Annotated in this window: 19 protein-coding genes; 5 read left to right on the top strand and 14 right to left on the bottom strand. The window is 71.4% G+C overall.

All coding sequences use genetic code 11. The features are described 5' to 3' along the window. Nucleotides 1-21: 21 nt before the first annotated feature. The 4 genes from ACFT2C_RS10480 to sigE are packed head-to-tail and all read right to left on the bottom strand — an operon-like array spanning nt 22 to nt 3,425. Complete coding sequence (locus tag ACFT2C_RS10480; RefSeq protein WP_377206985.1) at nt 22-399, bottom strand: twin-arginine translocase TatA/TatE family subunit; 378 nt, start codon at nt 397-399, stop codon at nt 22-24. 55 nt (nt 400-454) lie between these two features. Then, a complete protein-coding gene (locus ACFT2C_RS10475; protein ID WP_377206984.1) occupies nt 455-1,873 on the bottom strand; it encodes a trypsin-like peptidase domain-containing protein in 1,419 nt (472 codons plus the stop codon). Then, nucleotides 1,870-2,823, bottom strand: a complete 954-nt coding sequence (locus tag ACFT2C_RS10470; RefSeq protein WP_377206983.1) for a zf-HC2 domain-containing protein — start codon at nt 2,821-2,823, stop codon at nt 1,870-1,872. Before ACFT2C_RS10470 ends, ACFT2C_RS10475 begins: the two co-directional genes overlap by 4 nt. Next, nucleotides 2,820-3,425, bottom strand: coding sequence for an RNA polymerase sigma factor SigE (sigE, locus tag ACFT2C_RS10465; protein ID WP_377206982.1), 606 nt, complete (start codon nt 3,423-3,425; stop codon nt 2,820-2,822). Before sigE ends, ACFT2C_RS10470 begins: the two co-directional genes overlap by 4 nt. A 227-nt stretch (nt 3,426-3,652) precedes the next feature. Here sigE and ACFT2C_RS10460 point away from each other — a divergent pair, with 227 nt between their 5' ends. Beyond that, entirely contained in the window at nt 3,653-4,177 is a 525-nt protein-coding gene (locus ACFT2C_RS10460) for an O-methyltransferase (RefSeq protein ID WP_377206981.1), read from the top strand. A gap of 78 nt (nt 4,178-4,255) precedes the next feature. Here ACFT2C_RS10460 and ACFT2C_RS10455 read toward each other — a convergent pair whose 3' ends face one another. The 4 genes from ACFT2C_RS10455 to dapE all read right to left on the bottom strand — a co-directional run bounded on the left by ACFT2C_RS10455 (nt 4,256) and on the right by dapE (nt 7,496). Then, nucleotides 4,256-4,423, bottom strand: coding sequence for a DUF3117 domain-containing protein (locus tag ACFT2C_RS10455; RefSeq protein ID WP_119138860.1), 168 nt, complete (start codon nt 4,421-4,423; stop codon nt 4,256-4,258). 133 nt (nt 4,424-4,556) lie between these two features. Continuing rightward, nucleotides 4,557-5,498 carry a dihydropteroate synthase gene (gene folP, locus ACFT2C_RS10450; protein ID WP_377206980.1) on the bottom strand — a complete coding sequence of 314 codons (942 nt, stop codon included), beginning with the start codon at nt 5,496-5,498 and terminating at the stop codon, nt 4,557-4,559. Continuing rightward, complete coding sequence (locus ACFT2C_RS10445; RefSeq protein WP_377206979.1) at nt 5,499-6,353, bottom strand: TIGR00730 family Rossman fold protein; 855 nt, start codon at nt 6,351-6,353, stop codon at nt 5,499-5,501. A gap of 9 nt (nt 6,354-6,362) precedes the next feature. Then, nucleotides 6,363-7,496: a succinyl-diaminopimelate desuccinylase gene (dapE, locus tag ACFT2C_RS10440; RefSeq protein WP_377206978.1), complete on the bottom strand. Its 1,134-nt coding sequence runs from the start codon at nt 7,494-7,496 to the stop codon at nt 6,363-6,365. Nucleotides 7,497-7,534: 38 nt separating this feature from the next. On the opposite strand from dapE, the gene dapD reads away from it, so the two are divergent. Continuing rightward, nucleotides 7,535-8,482: a 2,3,4,5-tetrahydropyridine-2,6-dicarboxylate N-succinyltransferase gene (gene dapD / locus ACFT2C_RS10435; RefSeq protein WP_377206977.1), complete on the top strand. Its 948-nt coding sequence runs from the start codon at nt 7,535-7,537 to the stop codon at nt 8,480-8,482. Nucleotides 8,483-8,631: 149 nt separating this feature from the next. After that, nucleotides 8,632-9,600 (top strand): hypothetical protein, encoded by a 969-nt coding sequence (locus ACFT2C_RS10430; RefSeq protein WP_377206976.1) that lies wholly within the window; start codon nt 8,632-8,634, stop codon nt 9,598-9,600. A 106-nt stretch (nt 9,601-9,706) separates the two neighbouring features. On the opposite strand, the gene ACFT2C_RS10425 is transcribed toward ACFT2C_RS10430, so the two are convergent. The 5 genes from ACFT2C_RS10425 to ACFT2C_RS10405 form a co-directional block, all read right to left on the bottom strand. After that, entirely contained in the window at nt 9,707-11,524 is a 1,818-nt protein-coding gene (locus ACFT2C_RS10425) for an ABC transporter ATP-binding protein (protein WP_377206975.1), read from the bottom strand. Between the two features lie 2 nt (nt 11,525-11,526). Continuing rightward, a complete protein-coding gene (locus ACFT2C_RS10420; RefSeq protein ID WP_377206974.1) occupies nt 11,527-12,525 on the bottom strand; it encodes an ABC transporter permease in 999 nt (332 codons plus the stop codon). 27 nt (nt 12,526-12,552) lie between these two features. Then, nucleotides 12,553-14,073, bottom strand: coding sequence for an ABC transporter permease (locus tag ACFT2C_RS10415; protein ID WP_377206973.1), 1,521 nt, complete (start codon nt 14,071-14,073; stop codon nt 12,553-12,555). A gap of 209 nt (nt 14,074-14,282) precedes the next feature. Then, a complete protein-coding gene (locus ACFT2C_RS10410) occupies nt 14,283-16,097 on the bottom strand; it encodes an ABC transporter family substrate-binding protein (RefSeq protein WP_377206972.1) in 1,815 nt (604 codons plus the stop codon). A 261-nt stretch (nt 16,098-16,358) separates the two neighbouring features. Beyond that, on the bottom strand, nt 16,359-16,814 hold the full coding sequence (locus ACFT2C_RS10405) for a cold-shock protein (RefSeq protein WP_377206971.1): 456 nt from the start codon (nt 16,812-16,814) through the stop codon (nt 16,359-16,361). Nucleotides 16,815-17,035: 221 nt separating this feature from the next. Here ACFT2C_RS10405 and ACFT2C_RS10400 point away from each other — a divergent pair, with 221 nt between their 5' ends. Together ACFT2C_RS10400 and ACFT2C_RS10395 are read left to right on the top strand one after the other, a co-directional pair. Continuing rightward, a complete protein-coding gene (locus tag ACFT2C_RS10400) occupies nt 17,036-17,617 on the top strand; it encodes a histone deacetylase (protein WP_377206970.1) in 582 nt (193 codons plus the stop codon). 9 nt (nt 17,618-17,626) lie between these two features. After that, on the top strand, nt 17,627-18,160 hold the full coding sequence (locus ACFT2C_RS10395; RefSeq protein WP_377206969.1) for a GNAT family N-acetyltransferase: 534 nt from the start codon (nt 17,627-17,629) through the stop codon (nt 18,158-18,160). Here the strand turns inward: ACFT2C_RS10395 and ACFT2C_RS10390 are convergent. After that, nucleotides 18,142-18,930 (bottom strand): GNAT family N-acetyltransferase, encoded by a 789-nt coding sequence (locus ACFT2C_RS10390; RefSeq protein WP_377206968.1) that lies wholly within the window; start codon nt 18,928-18,930, stop codon nt 18,142-18,144. The genes ACFT2C_RS10395 and ACFT2C_RS10390 overlap by 19 nt on opposite strands. Nucleotides 18,931-19,033 lie beyond the last annotated feature (103 nt).

The following is a 19,033-nucleotide window of genomic DNA, read 5'->3' as shown; positions in this document are numbered from 1 at the left end:
CCATGGGCGCTCACCGAATCCTCACGTAGCTTCGTCGTCGTACGGCGCCTTCCCGGGTTCCGCGACCGCTCCGGCGGCTGGCGCGGGGGTGCCGTTCCTCATCGCCGCCTGGGCTGCGGCGGTCCGTGCATCGGCCGACGGCGGGCCGTCGTCCATCAGGGCGTCCCGCACGATCTTGCGCGGGTCGTACTGCCGCGGGTCGAGCTTGGACCAGTCGACGTCGCTGAACTCCGGCCCGAGCTCGTCGTCCACTCGCGCCTTCGCGTTCTGGAGCAGGTCGCGGCCACGCCGCACGAGGGAGCCGAGCTGTTCCGCGTAGACAGGCAGTCGCTCCGGGCCGATCACGAGCATCGCGATCACCAGAATGATCACGAGCTCCCAGCCATTGATGCCGAACACGCTCAGAGCCTACTCGCGTCGCGGGACCCGCCGGCGAACGCCAGATGAACCCGGTTCACTGGCCGCTGGACCGTTCCTCGAGGACCACGCGCACCTCGCGCTCTTCGCCCCCGGAACGCACCTGGAGCGTCACCGCGTCGCCCGGCGCCTTGGCGCGGATGGCGACGATGAGCTCGTCGGCCACCGACACGGGGCGGCCGTCGATCGAGAGGATCACGTCGCCGGGCTCCACGCCCGCCTGGTCGGCCGGGCCGCCGGGCGTCACAGCCGGCGTGCCCTGTTGCGCCTCCTCCGAGACCTGCACGCCCTCGCCCTGGTAGGTGGGGTCGAGCAGCACGCCGATGACCGGGAACGTCGCCGAGCCCGTCTCGATGAGCTGCTCGGCGGTGTGCCGCGCCTGGTTGGACGGGATGGCGAAGCCGAGCCCGATGTTGCCGGTGGCCCCGGTCGTGCCCGGCCCCTGCGCGATGGCGGAGTTGATGCCGATCACCTCGCCCGCCGAGTTCACGAGCGGCCCGCCCGAGTTGCCGGGGTTGATCGCGGCGTCGGTCTGGATGGCGTCGATGAACGCCGCCTCGGCGGCCTCGCCGGCCTTCACGGGGCGGTGCAGCGCGCTGACGATCCCGGTGGTGACCGTGGCCTCCAGGCCGAGCGGGGAGCCGACGGCGAGCACCGCGTCTCCGACGACCACGTCGTCGGAGTCGCCCAGCACCAGCGGCTCCAGGCCCGTCTCGTCGACCCGGATCACCGCGAGGTCGTAGTCGGGCGTCGCGCCCACGAGCTCGGCGGGCTGCTCGTGACCGTCGGAGAACGTCACCGTGACCTCGGCCCCCGACGCCGCCTCCGCGACCACGTGGTTGTTCGTGAGGATGTAGCCCTCGGCCTTGAGGATCATCCCGGACCCGGTCGCCACGCCCTGCTCGGCGCGCACCTCGATCGAGACGACGCTCGGCAGCGTCTTGGCGGCGATGGCCGCCACCGAACCCTCGGGGCGCGCCACGTGCGTGGCACCGGACGCGGGCTCGGGCAGCGCGGCGTCCGCCGGGCGGGCCGACTCCTGGGCGTCCAGCAGCTCGTAGGCGACCACGCCGCCGCCCGCACCCGCGAGCAGCCCGAGCATGACGACGCCGGCCACGGCGCGAGGCCCTAGCTTCCCGCGCCTCGACCGCGTGGTGGTGTGGTGCGGGTCGCTCGGGTGCGGGGCCGGGTGCGACGACGAGTGCGGCTCATGCGTGTGCGTGCCCGCCGGCTCCGTCCCGGCCGCGGACGGCGCGGCCACGGTGGTCTGGTGGCCCGACGCCGGGAGCTGCGCGGTGGGGCGCTCGGCCGGCTGCGCCGGAAGCTGCTCGGTGACGTGTTCCTGCCCGGCATCGCCCGCCGCGGGCTGCGTCGTCGCGGCCGGGGGCGTCGGTTCGTCGGAGGAAGGCACTGCTGCTCGCGGCGTGGGCGGCGCGAACGGGTTCTCGTCGGTCATGGGCTTTCGATGGCTCCTGTCACGGTATGCCACCCGCGGGCAATGCGGGGCAGGACCCCGGCATCGTAGCCATGCTCGCCAAACGATGCCACGAGCTCGGTCAACACCTCCTCCGGCGCGTCCGCGACGACGTCGACCACCATGTCGTCCGACTGCCAGGCCACGTGGGCCGGCTCGGTGGCGAGCACCTGCACTCCCTCGACGGCCGCCGCGCCGTCCTGGGCGAGCTGGCCCGGGCGTTCGCGGACCACCGCGTGCCCCGACGGCCCCGTCAGGTCGATCTCCAGCGTCTGGCCCTGGTCGCCCACCAGGCGCATGGCCGAGACCGTGTACCCGTCGGGCAGCTCGGTGGGCGCGGCCCAGCCGTTGTCCGCGGCCCAGTCGAGCGCGGCGGACGAGAGCCGGCCGGGGGTCGCGTCGAGCGTCGCCAGCACATCCTGCCCGGCCGCCGCCGTGTCCGGGCCCGTGCGGCCCAGCATGGTCATGCTGGTCTGCGCGGAGAGCTGCGGGGACACCACCGGGACGTCGCCGAGCGTGAAGAGGGCCAGCCCGAGCACTCCCGCTCCGCCCACGCCGAGCGCGGCGATCCGCGCGGCCCGACGACGGCGCGCCGGGCGGTCGAGGCGGCCGTCGAACCCACTGCCGCCGTCGAACACCGAGGCCGGCCAGACCGGCTCGGACAGGGGGTCCGGGCCGAGGAACGGGCGGCGCAGCGGGTCGTCGGAGGTGGGCGGGATGCTCGCCTGGAGCGCCATGAGGCGCGCGGTGAGCGCCGGGTCGGGCACCACGTCCGCCGCGGACGAGAGGGCACGCCGGGCCGCGCGTGCGGTGTCCAGCTCGCGGGCGCACAGGCGGCACATCGTCACGTGGGACAGGGCGCGCTCGGTCTCCGCGGGCGAGAGCTGACCGTCCGCCAGGGCGCTGATCAGGTCGCCGAGATGACCGCTCATCGCACGCCCCCGCGCGTCGGGGCCAGGTGCTCCAGCGCGTCGCGGAGCTGGGCCCGGGCCCGGTGGATGCGGGAGCGCACGGTGCCCAGCTTGACGCCCAGGGTCACGGCGATCTCCTCATAGCTCAGGCCCTCGATGTCGCACAGCACGACGGCGGCGCGGTACTCGGGGCGCAGCGCGTCGAGCGCCTTCTGCACGTCCTCGTCCAGGTTGGCGTGCTCGAAGCCGCGCTCCGGGCGGCCGAAGTCGCCGGTGTCGGCGACGTGGCCGTCGTCGTCCCCCATCGCCTCCATGCGGATGCGCTTCTTGCGGCGCGCACCGTCCAGGAACAGGTTGGTCGTGATGCGGTGCAGCCAGCCCTCGAACGTGCCCGGCGTGTAGCTGGACAACGATCGGAACACCCGGATGAAGGTCTCCTGCGTGAGATCCTCGGCGTCCTGCTTGTTGCCGGTCAGCCGGTAGGCAAGGCGATAGACGCGCGCGGAGTGCTCGCGCACGATCTCTTCCCACGTAGGCGGCTGCCACGGCATGTCGGCCGCGTCGGGCCCGGAGGGTACCGACGCGCTTGCGTCCGCTGCTGCACGAGTGCTCACAGTGCTCATCGTCCTCTCAACGCGGATGGAAGCCCAGGCGTTCCCACGGGCTGTACCCTGACGCCGCACGGGATGCTCACACATCTGCACCGCTCCTTCCGGAGGAAGCCATCAGCACAGCGGAGCCGTCCGGCCACGGCAAGGTCGCGGCCTGGGTCTACAGCGAGGCCTTCGTCCCCGAGGACGAGGTACTCCTGCGCGCCCGGGAACGCGCCTCCGAGCTGGGCTGCCCGGCCGTGCTGCCCGGCGTCGGCGCGGTGCTGCGGGTCCTGGCCGCCGCCACGAACGCGCACGCGGTGGTGGAGGTCGGCACGGGGGCCGGGGTGGCGGCGCTCTGGCTGCTGCGCGGGATGCCCTACGACGGCCAGCTCACCACCATCGACCGGGAGGTGGAGCACCAGCGGGCCGCGCGCACGGCGTTCGCCGAGGACGGTGTTGCACCCCAGCGCACCCGGATCATCCCCGGGCGGCCCGGGGACGTGCTGCCCCGGCTGGCCGACGGCGCGTACGACCTCGTGCTCGTCGCGAGCGACCCGCTCGGGTACCCCGAGTACGTCAACGAGGCCCTGCGGCTGCTGCGGCCGGGCGGCGTGCTCGCCGTCGACGGCGCCCTGCTGCGGGACCGGGTGGCTGACCCCGCCCGCCGCGACGAGCTCACCACCGTCGTGCGCGAGGTGGGCCGGACGCTGCGCAACGACGAGCGGGTGATTCCCGCCATGCTGCCGAGCGGGGACGGTCTGCTGCTGGCCGTCCGCCGCTGAGACCCCACCGGGAGGCCGGCTCGCGCGGCGGACGGCAGCGGCCCTGCTGCAAGTCGTCTGAGAGTCAGGCTCTGAGATTCAGGCGACGACGGTCTGGAGAGCGTCGCCGAGCTCGCTCGCCTCGGTCGCGTTCAGCTCGACGACGAGCCGACCGCCGCCCTCGAGCGGCACACGCATGACGATGCCGCGCCCCTCCTTGGTGACCTCGAGCGGTCCGTCACCCGTTCGCGGCTTCATCGCAGCCATGTGTGGCTCTCCCATTCCGTTGTCCGGTGTGTAGCAGCATTCATGTTCCCGGCGAACGCCGAGGGCACAGAGCCATTCTAGTTCAAATAGCGCCCCTTACTTTCCACGCGCCAATTCCCCGCGGGTCGCCGGATCAGGCGAGACCGCGCAGCGCAGCGGCCGGTGGAGCTTCGTCCCGGACCGCGGCGACGAGGTCGAGAACGCGCCGTGTGGCGGTCACGTCGTGGGCGCGGAAGACCCGCGCGCCGAGCCACGCGGCCACCGCCGTCGCGGCGAGCGTGCCCTCCAGCCGTTCCTCGGGCGGCAGGTCGAGCGTCTCCCCCACGAAGTCCTTGCGCGACAGCGCCATGAGCAGCGGGAAACCCAGCCCGGCCAGCGCGCCCGTGCGGCGCAGCAACAGCAAGGAGTGCCAGGTGTTCTTGCCGAAGTCGTGGGTCGGGTCCACGAGCACGGACTCGCGCGGCACCCCGCACGCCACCGCCCGCTCCGCGGCGGCCCGGAGGGTCGCCACGACGTCGGCCAGCAGCCCGCCGGGGTACTCCACGCGATACGGGTCCGTGCGGGGGATCGCCCCTCCGGTGTGGGAGCAGACGACGCCGACGCCGGCCGCCCCCGCCACCTCCACCAGCCCGGGGTCGTGCCCGGCCCAGGTGTCGTTGATCAGGTCCGCGCCGGCATCGATCGCCGCCCGGGCCACGCCCGCGCGCCAGGTGTCCACCGAGACCAGGAGGTCGGGCACGGCGCGGCGGACCTCCGCCACGAACGGGACGACGCGCCGGATCTCCTCGGCCTCGTCGACCGGCGAACCGTTGCCGGCCCGCACCCCGCCGACGTCGAGGATCTCGGCGCCGTCCGCGTACGCGCGCTCCGCGGCGGCCAGCGCGGCGGCGTCGTCGGGCACGCGGGCCGGGGCGTAGAACGAGTCGGTGGTGCGGTTCAGCACCGCCATCACGACGGGGCGCACCGCGCGCCCGTCGCGCCCCACCTCGCGCCCGCGCAGCACCAGGGGCGCGGACGCCTCGGGAACTACGGACGCCTCCGGAACCGTGGTGCGGTCGGCGTCCGAACCGCCCACCTACGAGCCGCCGAGGGCGCTCGGCAGGCCCGGCGCCCGGAGCGCCGCTCCCTCGGTGGCGCGCCCGGCGGCCACCGCCGCCTGCAGCGCCGCCTGCTCCGCGGCGAGCTGGTGTGCCCGGTCCACGACGTGCCGTACCGCGTCGGCCGGGTCGTCGGTGAGGTGGATGATGTCGAGGTCCACCTCGCTGATGGTGCCGTGCTCCAGCGCGGTCGACCGCGCCCACTCCAGGAGACCGCCCCAGTACTTCTTGCCGACCAGGACGATCGGGAACTGCGTGACCTTGTGGGTCTGAACCAGCGTCACGGCCTCGAAGAGCTCGTCGAATGTGCCGAAACCCCCGGGCAGTACGACGAATCCCTGTGCGTACTTCAGGAACATCGTCTTTCGCGCGAAGAAGTACCGGAAGTTGATGCCCAGATTCACGTACTCGTTGACGCCCTGTTCGAAGGGCAGCTCGATTCCCAGCCCCACAGAGGTTCCGCCCGCCTCGGACGCGCCCTTGTTCGCGGCCTCCATCACCCCGGGACCGCCGCCGGTGATGACGGCGTACCCCGACTCCACCAGGAGCCGGCCCACGGTCTCGCCCGCGACGTAGTCCGGGTGGTTCGGCTTGGTCCGTGCCGAGCCGAACACCGAGACGGCAGGCCCCAGCTCCGCCAGCGCGCCGAACCCCTCGACGAACTCGCTCTGGATGCGCATCACGCGCCACGGGTCCAGGTGCAGCCAGTCGGTGTCCTGGTCCGACGCCAGGAGTCGCTGGTCCGTCGTGGTCCGGGGGATCTGGTTCCCGCGGAGCAGCACCGGACCGCGGCGGTAACCGCGGCCGGACTGTGGAATGCCGTCGTCGCTCATCCCACCAAACTATCCGCCGAGCAGCCATGCTCGCAGCGCGTCCCTGCACTGCGCGAGCTGCGCCACCGGAAGGTGCTCGTCGTCCTTGTGGGCGAGCAGCGGATCGCCCGGGCCGAAGTTCACCGCCGGGACACCCAGCTCGGAGAACCGGGCGACGTCGGTCCACCCGTACTTGGGGGCGGGCACGCCACCCGTCGTGGCCAGCACCGACTTCACGAACTGGGCGGCCAGCGGGTCGTCGAGACCCGGGCGGGCGCCGCCGGCGGCGTCGGTCACGAGCACCTCGAAACCCTCGAAGACCTCCCGCAGGTGGGCCTCCGCCTCGGCCACGGAGCGCGAGGGGGCGAATCGATAGTTCACCTCCACGGTGCACGCGTCGGGGATCACGTTGCCCGCGATACCGCCCTCGATCCGCACCGCGTTGAGGCCCTCGCGGTAGACCAGGCCGTCGACCGCCACCTCGCGCGGCTGGTACGCCGCGAGGCGGGCCAGCACCGGGGCGGCCGCGTGGATCGCGTTCTCGCCGGTCCACGCGCGGGCGGAGTGCGCCGCGACGCCGCGGGTGCGCACCTCGACGCGCATGGTGCCGTTGCAGCCGCCCTCGATCCCGGCGTTCGAGGGCTCGCCCAGGATCGCGAAGTCGCCGTGCAGCAGCTCCGGGTGGTTGCGCGCAAGGCGGCCCAGGCCGTTCAGCGCCGAGTCGACCTCCTCGTGGTCGTAGAAGATCCACGTGAGATCGTGCGCGGGCTCGCTGCCCGGCGCGCCGAGCTCGGCGGCCAGCGCGAGCGCGACCGCCACCCCGCCCAGCATGTCGACGGTGCCGCGGCCCCAGAGCACGGCGCCGTCGCCGTCGTCGGCACCGACCAGGCGCGTGGGCAGGTTGTCCGCGATCGGCACGGTGTCGATGTGGCCGGCCACGACGACGCGCCGGTCCCGGCCCAGGTTCGTCCGGGCGACCACGGCGTCGCCGTCGCGCACCACCGTCAGGTGCGGCCGGCCGCGCAGCGCCGTCTCGATCGCGTCGGCCAGGGCTTTCTCGTCGCCGCTGACGGACGGGATGTCGCAGATGGTCCGGGTGAGGGCGACGAGGTCGGACCCCGCACCGGACGGGTCGAGCAGGGCAGGGTCGATCACGGTGTGCACGCGGCAAGCCTATGTTCTGCGGCGGCTAGGCTGGAGGCATGACGACCGCATGGGGTTTCGGCCTTGCCACGATCGCCGACGACGGCACCACCCTCGACACCTGGTACCCGGCGCCAGCCCTCGGCGAGGCGCCCGCCGACGCCGTCCCGCCCGAGGCACTCACGGCGCTCGCCGGCGCGGACGAGGTGCGCCGGGTGCGGCTCGAGGTCGTGACGACACAGATCGAGCTCACCGACCCGCCCAAGGACGTCTCGGACGCCTACCTGCGGCTCCACCTGCTCTCGACCCGCCTGGTCCGCCCGCACGGGCTCAACATGGACGGGATCTTCGGCGCGCTGACGAACGTCGTCTGGACCAGCGCCGGCCCGTGCGCCGTCGAGGGCTTCGCGGAGACCCGGCTGCGCCTGCGCGCCGGCGGCAACGTGACCGTGTTCGGCGTCGACAAGTTCCCGCGCCTGGTCGACTACGTGGTCCCGTCGGGCGTCCGCATCGCCGACGCCGACCGGGTCCGCCTCGGCGCCTACCTCGCCCCGGGCACCACGGTGATGCACGAGGGCTTCGTCAACTTCAACGCGGGCACGCTCGGCTCGTCCATGGTCGAGGGCCGCATCTCGGCGGGCGTCACCGTGGGCGAGGGGTCCGACGTCGGCGGCGGCGCCTCGATCATGGGCACCCTGTCCGGCGGCGGCAAGCAGGTGGTGTCGCTCGGCGAGCGTTGCCTGCTGGGCGCCAACGCGGGCCTCGGCATCCCCCTCGGCGACGACTGCGTGGTCGAGGCCGGCCTGTACCTCACCGCCGGGACCAAGGTCACGGTGCTGGGCGCCGCGGCCGACCCGTACGGCGACGGCACCGCGCCCGTCAAGGCGCGCGACCTCGCGGGCCGCAGCAACCTGCTGTTCCGCCGGAACTCCACCACCGGCACTGTCGAGGTGCTCGACCGGACCGGCGTCGGGATCGAGCTCAACGAGGACCTGCACACGAACTGACGGCCCGGCCTCGCGGCCCGGTCAGCCGTCCAGAGGCACACCCCGACCAATCGGGCATCCCGGACCCCCATCCGGGTTGCACCAGCCCTGACCAGGCCGATTAGACTTTGCGATCCTCCTTCCACCGCCCCGGACGACATGGAGCACGCATGGCACTCCTGGCTCAGGCCGGCTCGCCGGCCCAGCCGCCCGCCGATGGCCTCGCGCCGCGGCGCCCGGTGCTGCGCGCGCTCAAGTACGTGGTGGCCATCGGGTCGGTGTGCGCGGTGGCGACGGTCGGCGTCGTCGTGGGCCTGAACCGCCTGACCGGCGCAGGCCCCGTCACGGAGCGGTGCACCGCCGAGCTCGACGGCTCCGACTGGTACCTCTCGCCCGAACAGGCGGACAACGCGGCCCTCGTGGCGGGCAAGGCCGTCGCCCGCGGCCTGCCGGCGCGGGCCGCGACGATCGGTCTGGCCACGGCGCTGCAGGAGTCGAAGCTCATCAACATCGAGCACGGCGACCGCGACTCCATGGGCCTGTTCCAGCAGCGCCCGTCACAGGACTGGGGCACGGCCCAGGAGATCATGGACCCGGTGTACGCCACGAACGCCTTCTACGACGTGCTGGTGAAGGTGGAGGGGTACCAGGACATGGCGGTGACCGACGCCGCGCAGACCGTGCAGCGCTCGGCCTACCCCGACGCGTACGCGCAGCACGAGATGCGGTCGCGCGCGTGGGCGTCGGCGCTCACCGGCAACTCCCCCGGCGCCCTGTCGTGCGAGCTCGCGCCCGTGGCCGACGACGACCAGATCGCCCCCGACGCCGCCCGCGACGTCGTCGTGGGCCGGCTGGGCCGCGACCTGGGTCTCGCCCCCGCGACAGGCGCGGCCGACCCGAACCTGCAGGATCCGGCGTCGTCCACCGTGACCGTCGACGCCACGCCGCTCACGCCGGACGATCCGGCGCGCGGGGCCTGGGCCACCGGCCAGTGGGCCGTGGCGACTGCCCATGCCACGCAGGCGATCCAGGTGCACGTGGGCGACCAGGTATGGCTCCGCGAGGAGGCCGCCTGGGTCCCGGCGGAGACCCGGCTGACCCCGGGCGAGGTCCGCATCACGGTAGACGCCGCCGAATGACGGCGAGGTAGAGCATGTGTCCGGACACACGCTCTACTTCACGCGACGCGGTTCGCCGAAGTAGAGCGTGCGTCCGGACACACGCTCTACTTCGCGGTACCGGTGGTCAGCTGTCGCCGCCGCCCATGAGGCCGGCCAGGCCCGAGGGGTTGCCGCCCTCGTCCTGGTGCGGGGTCGGGCGCTCGTAGTCGTCCTCCACGTGCAGCTCCGCGACCTCGTCGCCGAGCTTGTTCAGCAGGGCGTGCCGCGCCTCGCGGCGGCGGCGCTGCTCCAGCGGCTCCGGCACGGGCGCCGCCGCGATGAGGCGCTGCGTGTACTCCTCGCGGGGATGGTGCAGCACCTCCTCGCGCTGGCCCTGCTCCACGATCCGGCCGTTCTGCAGCACCACCACGCGGTGGGCGAGCAGGTCGATCACCGCGAGGTCGTGGCTCACGAACAGGCAGGCGAACTTGTACCGCTCCTGCAGCGCCGTGAACATCTTCAGCACGTTGGCCTGCACGGACACGTCCAGGGCCGACGTCGGCTCGTCCGCGACCAGCAGCTCGGGGTCGAGCGTGAGGGCGCGGGCGATGCTGACTCGCTGGCGTTGCCCGCCGGACAGCTCGTGCGGGTAGCGGTTGTAGACGCTGCGAGGCAGCTCGACGGCGTCGAGCAGCTCCAGCACGCGGCGGCGCCGCGACCGCTCGTCGCCATCGTTGTGCACCACGAGCGGCTCCGCGACCACGTCGCCGATGGGCAGGCGCGGGTTCAGGGACGACGCCGGATCCTGGAAGACGACGCCGATGCGCCGACGCAGCGCCTTGAGCTCCTTGCCGCGCATCTTCGTGAAGTCGTTGCCGAGGATCGACACCGAGCCCGACGCAGCCGGGATGAGGCCCAGGGCACACTTGGCGATGGTGGACTTGCCGGAGCCCGACTCGCCCACGAGGCCCACGATCTCGCCCTGCGCCACAGAAAGCGACACGTCGTCGACGGCCCGGAAGGTCGGCTTGCCGACCCGGTGGTACTCGATGACGAGGTTGCCGAGGTCGAGCGCCGGCAGGTCCTCGGGAGCCGCGGCCACGGGGGCGACGTCGCCGAACTGGCCGGGCCCAGCGCCCAGGTGGGGCACGGCGGCCAGCAGGCGCTTCGTGTACTCGTGGCGTGGGTGGTTCAGCACCTGGTCGGCGGTGCCCGTCTCGACGAGGTCGCCCTTGAGCATGACGGCGACGCGGTCGGCCATGTCCGCCACGACACCCATGTTGTGGGTGATCAGCAGGATGCCGGTGTCCAGCTTGTCCTTGAGCGAGCGCAGCAGGTCGAGGATGTCGGCCTGCACCGTGACGTCGAGGGCGGTGGTCGGCTCGTCGGCGATGATCACCTTGGGGTCGCACGCGATGGCCATGGCGATGACCACGCGCTGGCGCTGACCGCCGGAGAGCTCGTGCGGGAACTGCTTGAGCCGGCGCTCCGGCTCGGGGATGCCGACCATGGCGAGGAGCTCCGCGGCCCGCGCCGTGGCCTGCTTGCCGAACGCGATGCCGTGCAGCTGCAGGCCCTCGGTGAGCTGGTCGCCGATGGTGAGCACCGGGTTCAGCGCGGTCATGGGCTCCTGGAAGACCATGGCCACGTCGTTGCCGCGCATGTTGCGCAGCCCCCTGCCGTCGAGGCCGCCCACCACCTTGTCGCCGACGCGGATGGTGCCGCCGACGCGTGCGTTGCGCGGCAGCAGGCCGAGCGCCGTCATCGACGTGACGGACTTGCCCGAGCCGGACTCGCCCACGAGCGCGACGACCTCCCCCGGGCGCACCTCGAGGTCGATGCCCTTGACGGCGTGCACCTCGCCGAACTCGGTCTTGAACGTGACGGAGAGGTCCTCGAAGGAGAGGACGGCGTCGCCGGTCGCGGAGACAGGACCGGAAGTACTGATGTCGAGAGTTGTCATGCTCAGTCCTTGTTCCGGTTCTGGCGGGGGTCGAACGCGTCGCGCAGGCCGTCTCCGATGAAGTTCACGCACAGCGCGATCGTCAGGATCATCAGGCCCGGCCACCAGAACAGCCACGGCCGGGTGGCGAAGGCGGCCTGGTAGTCGTTGATGAGCGTGCCGAGGGACGTGTCGGGCGGCTGCACCCCGAAGCCGAGGAAGCTCAGCGCGGTCTCCAGCAGGATCGCGCCGGAGATCGAGAGCGTGGCGGACACGATGATGACGCCCACCGCGTTGGGCAGCACGTGCCGGCTGATGATGCGCCACGAGCTGGTGCCGACGGCCTGGGCTGCGAGGACGAAGTCACGCTCGCGCAGCGAGAGCACCTCGCCGCGCACCAGGCGGGCCAGGCCGGTCCAGGTGACCAGGCCGAGCACGAGCGCAAGGCCCAGGATGCCCCAGCCCGACGCCGTCTTGCCGAGCACCGCAGCGATGACCAGCAGCGGGATGACGATGAAGACGTCGGTCATCCGCATGAGGACCGACTCCAGCCACCCGCGGTAGAAGCCCGCCAGGGCCCCGATCAGCGTGCCCACGATGGTGGAGATGATGCCGACGGAGAACGCGATGATCAGCGAGAACTGCGTGCCGCGCATGACCAGGGCGAAGTAGTCCTTGCCGCCCGTGTCCTGGCCGAACGGGTACGCCCAGGTGGGCGCCCCGTCGCCGATCTTGTCGTACTGGAGCGTGTAGTTGTGCGGCCACCAGCCGGGGATCGGGCCGATTCCGATCGACGTGAAGGCCACGACGATGACGAGCCCGAGCACGATCATCGAGCTGAGCGCGGCCCGGTGCCGGAAGAAGCGGCGCGCCACGAGCTGGCCCTGGCTGTAGGACTTGTCCTCGCCCGGCAGCGGGCCGGCCGAGCCGCCCGCTGCGAGGCCGACCGCGTCGATTCCGGTGGCGGACGGCTGGGGCTCGTAGTCCTCGCCGCCGGTGGTGCTGTTCCTGATGTCACTCATGTCTGTGTCTCCTGCCGTAGCCCGCGCTCAGCGCCGGATCCGGGGGTCGAGGGCCGCGTACGCGATGTCTGCCACCAGGTTCATCACGACGGCAGCAATGCCGGTGACGAGGAAGAACGCCATGACCGGCGCGGGGTCGACGGCGTTCAGGCCGTCCTGGAACAGCGCGCCCATACCCTTCCAGCCGAAGACCTGCTCCGTGATGACCGCGCCGCCGATGATGCCCGCGAAGTCGAACGCGATGATCGTCGTGATCGGGATCAGCGCGTTGCGGAACGCGTGCTTGACGATGACCTCGCGCTCGGAGAGGCCCTTCGACCGGGCGGTGCGCACGTAGTCCTGGTTCAGCGTCTCGAGCATCGACGACCGCGTGTACCGGGAGTAGCTCGCCACGGAGACCAGGGCGAGCAGGATGGTCGGCAGAAGGATCTGGGTACCCATGTCGAGCACCTGCTCCCAGAACCCGCCGGTGAAGTTCGGCGTCTGCGAGCCGATGGTCGAGATCGGGCGCGACTTCACGCTCAGGAAGCTCGCCCAGTGCGCGATCAGGATGTCCGCCACGACCAGGCTGCTGGTGATGACACCCGTGATGCCCGTGATGAGCATGACCTGCTTGCGCGCGTAGCCGCCCCAGGCGGCGCCGATCGCGACCGAGACCGCTATGGCGACCACGAACAGCACCGCGAGCAGCAGCCAGCTCGGCTGGTTGACCAGCATCGGCGCGGTGAACCAGTAGGCGGCCACGCCGACGACGGCGGTGGTGAGCGCCGCGTAGAGCGCGCGGCGGTTACGAAGGCCGGCGATCAGCGCGGTGACGAGCACACCCGCGGCGGCCGAGACCAGCAGCACGCCACCGATGCCGAACATCGGATTGCGCCACCAGTCGAGCGCGTTGAAGACGAAGAGCATGACGGTGACGAACCCGAACACGATCGCCCCGGTGATCAGCCGGCGCTTCCTGGCCCCCCCGAGCACGGCCGGGAGCAGGAAGGCCGCCACCAGCGCGACTATCACGATGGTCCAGGGCGCGTACTGGCCCACGGCGATCCAGGTGTTGTACTGGATGGCCGCGTACTCCTTGAGCAGGGTCGCGGCCCAGAACACGGGCAACGAGAAGAAGAGGAACGCCGCGAAGGTGATGGAGTAGTCGAAGCCCGAGTACTGGCGAATCGCGGTGAGGATCCCGAGAGCGACGCCGATGAAGATGGCGAGCAGCGTGGCCACGGTGACTAGGCGCAGCGTCGAGGAGGCCGCCTGCTGCGTCAGCGTCAGCACGTCGACTCCGTTGACGTTGACGCCGAGGTCACAGTTCCCGGTGAAGCACCCTCCGACGCCCTTGAGCCAGTCCCAGTACCGCTCGTACCACGGGTCGTCGAGCCGCATCCGCTCGATGCGCTCTGCGATGAGCGTGGCGCGGTTAGGGCTGTTGGACTCACGCAGGTCCTTGAGCGGGTCGCCCGAGTTGATGGTCAGGACGAACACGAGCAATGAGGCGCCGAGCAGGACGAGCGCCGAGGCGCCGATGCGCCGGAGGATGAACTTGAGCACGGGGTGGCCCTTCGAGGCGGACGTAACACGGCGTCTGCTGGGGGGAAGCGATCAGCGTGTCACTATAGGACACCGAATGTAATTAGCTGCCATCTACCCAGGTCAGGACCGGAATTAATCCTGAAACGGCTGCGAGACGGCCCTGCGGACAGTCCTGCGGGGAAGGGAACAGTCGCTCCCCTCCCCGCAGGTCCTGCATCAGGCTCGCGTCAGGAGGCGCGGGCCCACTGCTCGGCGTTCCACACGACGCCACTCTGGGCGGCGGTGTTACGCACGTTGCTCAGGCTCGAGCTGCTGGCGATGACGCCAGGGTGGGCGAACAGCGGGATACCGAAGAGCGTGTCCCACAGCTGCTTCTCGATGATCACGCGCTGCTCGGCGTGGACCGTCTCGTCCGTGGTCGAGGCCAGCGTGTCCCACGCCTTGTCGACGACCGGGTCGGAGTACTTGCCGTAGTTCTGCGGGAAGCCCGTCGCGTAGATGTTCTGGCCCGAGGCGACCTGGCCGGAGCCGGCCCACGCGAACAGCGCGACCTCGTAGTCACCGTTGGGCAGGTCCTTGTCGAAGAAGTCCGGGGCTGCGTTGTCGACGATGTCGAAGCCCACCTGGTCGCACGAGGACTTGATGGCCTCGACCTCGGCGGCGCGGCGCGGGTTCGGTGCGGCGTAACCGATGCGAACCTTCGTGCCCTCCTTGAGGCCCGCGGCAGCGAACTTCTCCTTGGCGGCGTCGAGGTCGACCTCGTCGTACCGGCCGTCGTAGGACTGGGACACGGTGTCCTCGTAGTCCTCCTGGAACGGGAAGACCTCGCGGGCGTTCATGACGACTGCCTCGGGGGCAATCGGCTTGATCAGGTCGTCCACGATCTTCTGGCGCGGCACGCAGAGCGCGAACGCCTCACGAGCCTCCAGGCTGTCGGCGAAGATGCCGGACCCGAAGTTGTAGTCGAGGTGCTCCCAGGTCAAGCCCTGGTTGGTCTCCACGTTGACCGCGTCGCCGAGCTGCTCGAGCTGCTGCGTCGTGTCGACGGTGGGGCCGTTCGGCTGGATGACGTCGAGGTCGCCGTTGGCGAGCGCCTGGATCTGCGCGTCCGCGGCGACGAAGCGGAACGTGAGCTCCTTCGTGGCGGGCGGCGTGCCCCAGTACTCGGGGTTCGCTTCGAGGGTGATGTACTGGCCCGCTTCCCAGCCGTCGGCCTTGAAGGTGTACGGGCCGCTGACGGGCGCGATCGCCGGGTCCGGGACCTCGCCCGGCTGCGACAGCCAGCCCTCGTTCCAGAACTTGGCGGCCTTCTTCAGGACGTCCATGTCCAGGTCCTGGATGGCGGTGACGAGCTCCTCGGTGGAGACGCCCGCCTGCTCGGCCACGACGTGCGCCGGGAAGGCACCGTTGACCAGGAGCTTCCAGTCGGCGTACGGGCGCTCGTAGTCGTAGGTGAAGGTCTTGGCGTCCGGAGAGTCCGCCTTCGGGCCCTCAGGAACGTAGTCACCCAGCGTCAGGCCGGAGACGTGGTTGAAGAGCGGCGCCTCAGTCGCGTCCTTGGTGACCTTGCCATCCTTGGTGATCGCCTGGGAGGCCCAGTCGAGCAGGTAGTCCGCGTAGGTGATCGGCGTGCCGTCCGACCAGACAGCCTCGTCGTTGAGGGTGTACTCGACCTGCAGCGGGTCCTCGGACACGGCCTTGTAGGTGCCATAGGTCTCGTCGGGGCAGATCGTGCCGTCGTCGCCGAAGTAGAGGAAGCCGCCGAGAATCCGGTCGGTGACCGCGCTGTTGTAGGTGGAGTAGGTCTCCGGGGTGTTCGAGTTGTAGCCGAGGAACTCGTCCTCGACGGACACCTTGATCTCACCGTCTGCAGTGGTGATGTCGCCGAGATCGGCCTTGCACGGGCCTTCGGCCGAAGCCGAGGTCGCCGTGGACTCGCCTTCCGCGGGGTTGTCGCCACCCGCCGGGCTGGTGCACGCCGAGAACAGCAGCGCACCACTGGCAGCCACCGCGACGGCGGCGCTCAGTCGCCTGATCTTCAATGTTCCTCCTCGGGGGAATGCCGGTGTCGCGGACCACCGCCATCGCATTGCGGCACCGGGTAGGGCTGCGACGCGCGGGGTGAGACGTCCGTCACCGTCATGGTTTCTACTCACGCTACTCACGTGGTGGCAGGGTTTGCCCTAGTTGCCGTTGGGCGAATCTGATCGTTACCGACCTGATATCGGTCCGTAGCGGCACCGTTGCCGCTTACCTGAGACTCGAAACAGACCGGTAACACCTCGTCACACCGCGGGTGAAGTTCACACCCAACCGTGCGAGCGCGCCACCGCGACGAAGGCACCGCGCGTGGCCAGGACCTGCTCGGCGGTCAGGGTCGGCACCCCCGCCAGCAGCACCTCGGTCACCTCGATGGCGAGCTCCCGCTCGGACGGCGCGTCGCCTTCGGGCCGCGAGGCGGCGTCCGGAAGCGGCGGGAGGAACGCGGGAGCGGGCGCGGCGATCCCGCCCGAGCCGACTCCGGCCGCCGCCATCGCCGGGGCCAGGGCCGGTGCCGGCGCTACCAGGGTGACCGTCGAGGCCTTCAGTCCGCGGTCGCCGTCCTCCACCTTGAAGTCCACTACCGCGCCCACCGCGAGGTGGCGCTTGTCGAACTCGAGGTCGTTGACGTGGATGAACACGTCGTCGCCGCCGGTGTCGGGTGCGACGAACCCGTAGCCGCGAACCTCATCGAACCTGATGACCTTGCCTTGAACCACAGCACACACTCCGCCTCGTGAGAATCCCTTGGCCTGAGTCTAGGACGCTTGTCCAACTCCGTACTAGATGTGCGGGGTCGCTTCTCGTCGGGTCACAGGCTCGCCGAGACCGGCCCGCCAGGCGCTCGATTTTGCGCTGGGAGCGCTACCACGTAGCCTGGATGCCCTCCGCATGACCACACTCCTGAGGAGATCGCCCGCTGAGCACCGAGGTCTGGTACGTGAGCTACGGGTCCAACATGGCCCGGGCACGTCTGGCCTGCTATCTGGCAGGCGGGCGCCCGCCGGGCGCGCGCCGGCACTACGCGGGCGCGCGGAACCGCACCCTGCCCCGCGAGGACCGGGCGGTCCACCTGCCGGGACGCGTCTGGTTCTCCGGCGAGTCGTCCGTGTGGAGCGGCGGTACCGCGTTCTACGACCACGACGCCGTCGGCCCGACGCCGGCGCGCGCGTACCGCATCACCGCAGGCCAGCTCACTGATATCGCCGCACAGGAGATGCACCGGTCCCCCGCGCACGACGACCCGCTGGAGGCCGTGCTCGTCTCGGGTCTCAAGGGCCGGCACGCGGCCGGACCGGGTCAGTACGAGACCCTGGTCGCCGTCGGGCACCTGGACGGTCTGCCGATGTTCACCTTCACCGCGCCGCACGGGCACGCGGAGGTGCCCCACGCGGCGCCGTCCGACGCCTACCTGGCGATGATCGGGGCGGGCCTGCGCGAGGCGCACGACTGGTCCGACGCCGAGGTCGAGACCTACCTGTCCGCGGTCGTCCCTCGCGACGGCGCCGGCCGCCGGCGCTAACGTGCGGGAATGACGATCCGCGCGCTGGAGACCCCCGAGGTGCTCCGGCGCGCCGACGAGATGGCGCGGATCTTCCAGCGCGCCTTCGGCTACTCGGACGAGCGCCGCGTCCACTTCCGGGACACCCGGCTCGCCTATCTCCCGCTGTACGACGGCGCGCTGACGCTCGGCGCGTTCGACGGCGAGACCCTCGTCGGCTTCGTGTACGGGTTCGACTACCAGCCCGACCACTGGTGGCCGCAGCAGGTCGGGCCCGCGCTCGCGAGCTCGGGCCACGCCGCATGGACCGAGGACGCGTTCGAGCTCAACGAGCTGGAGATCCTGCCGGAGCACCAGGGCCGCGGCCACGGGACGGCGCTGATGACCGAGCTGCTGCGCCGGGTCCCGCACCGGCACACCCTGCTGTCCACCACCGCCGACCCCGCCGACCGCGCCAAGGTGCTCTACCGCCGGCTCGGGTTCGTTGACCTCGTGCCCGGGTTCCGGTACGCCGGCGTGACGGAGCCGGCGAACATCATGGGGCGTCAGCGCTCCCAGACGTAGGGCGTCGTCGTCGACACCTTGACGAAGCCGTAGCGCTCCAGGATGGGCCTCGAATACTCGGTCGAGTCGCTGTGGATCAGCGTCTTGCCGAGCGCCAGCGCGGAGCGCGCGCGGGCCGCCGTCAGGGCACGGTAGATGCCGCGCCCGCGCCACTCGGGCCGGGTGGAGCCGCCCCAGATCCCCGCGAACTCGGTGTCCGGCACCGGCTCGAGCCGGCCCGCCGTGACGATCTGCCCCTCGGCCTCCGCGACCCAGAGCTCCATGCCGTCGGCCAGCGCCTGACGACGCAGGATCGCGTTCGCCGTCTTGTCGGAGACCGGCGCGCCGAACACCTCGTCCTGCATGGCGCACATCGCGCGGACGTCGGGCTCCGCGGTGACCTGGCGCAGGGTGACGCCGTCGGGCAGCGGGACGTCGGCCGCCAGCGCCTCCGCCTCGCCGATCATGATGGATTCCGGGTCCTCGGGGACGAACCCGTGCTCGAGCAGCGCCTCGTGCAGGCCGGGGGCGTGGTCGTGGCCGCGGGTCTTCCACTCGACCTTCGTGATGCCGCCGTCGGCGCGGAAGTGGGCGGTGGCCTCGGCGACGAGCTCGCGGACTCGCGCCTCGTCGGCCTCGTCGAGGCTGCGGTAGGTGACGAACCCGCGCCCGCCCAGGAAGGTCACCAGCCGGAGCGGCCCGAGGCGGGTGACGGAGATGGCGCTCGGGGTCTCGGCGTCGGTGCGGAGCTGCTCGTCGTAGGCCTTGAGCAGGCGAGAGGTGTCGGTCATGGGCACACGTTCCGCCGTCGGCGCGGTAAAGGGCAAACGATTAATGCCGGCGTGGTTGTGGGCGCGATCGTTGCGCCCATAACGGGCCTGTAGTCGCAACGAT

It is taken from the genome of Promicromonospora sp. NPDC057138, from assembly GCF_042670845.1.
Lineage (GTDB): Bacteria > Actinomycetota > Actinomycetes > Actinomycetales > Cellulomonadaceae > Promicromonospora.
The sequence above is the reverse complement of the archived record's forward strand: the minus strand, read 5'-3'. Positions and strand labels throughout refer to the sequence as shown.

Excerpts from the sequence above, each read along its gene's own strand:
- ACFT2C_RS10445 (WP_377206979.1), bottom strand. The coding sequence starts at position 6,353 with ATGAGCGACGACGGCATTCCACAGTCCGGCCGCGGTTACCGCCGCGGT.
- sigE (WP_377206982.1), bottom strand. The coding sequence starts at position 3,425 with ATGAGCACTGTGAGCACTCGTGCAGCAGCGGACGCAAGCGCGTCGGTA.
- ACFT2C_RS10390 (WP_377206968.1), bottom strand. The coding sequence starts at position 18,930 with ATGACCGACACCTCTCGCCTGCTCAAGGCCTACGACGAGCAGCTCCGC.
- ACFT2C_RS10475 (WP_377206984.1), bottom strand. The coding sequence starts at position 1,873 with ATGACCGACGAGAACCCGTTCGCGCCGCCCACGCCGCGAGCAGCAGTG.
- ACFT2C_RS10395 (WP_377206969.1), top strand. The coding sequence starts at position 17,627 with ATGACGATCCGCGCGCTGGAGACCCCCGAGGTGCTCCGGCGCGCCGAC.
- ACFT2C_RS10420 (WP_377206974.1), bottom strand. The coding sequence starts at position 12,525 with ATGAGTGACATCAGGAACAGCACCACCGGCGGCGAGGACTACGAGCCC.
- ACFT2C_RS10470 (WP_377206983.1), bottom strand. The coding sequence starts at position 2,823 with ATGAGCGGTCATCTCGGCGACCTGATCAGCGCCCTGGCGGACGGTCAG.
- ACFT2C_RS10455 (WP_119138860.1), bottom strand. The coding sequence starts at position 4,423 with ATGGCTGCGATGAAGCCGCGAACGGGTGACGGACCGCTCGAGGTCACC.
- dapD (WP_377206977.1), top strand. The coding sequence starts at position 7,535 with ATGACGACCGCATGGGGTTTCGGCCTTGCCACGATCGCCGACGACGGC.
- ACFT2C_RS10425 (WP_377206975.1), bottom strand. The coding sequence starts at position 11,524 with ATGACAACTCTCGACATCAGTACTTCCGGTCCTGTCTCCGCGACCGGC.
- ACFT2C_RS10430 (WP_377206976.1), top strand. The coding sequence starts at position 8,632 with ATGGCACTCCTGGCTCAGGCCGGCTCGCCGGCCCAGCCGCCCGCCGAT.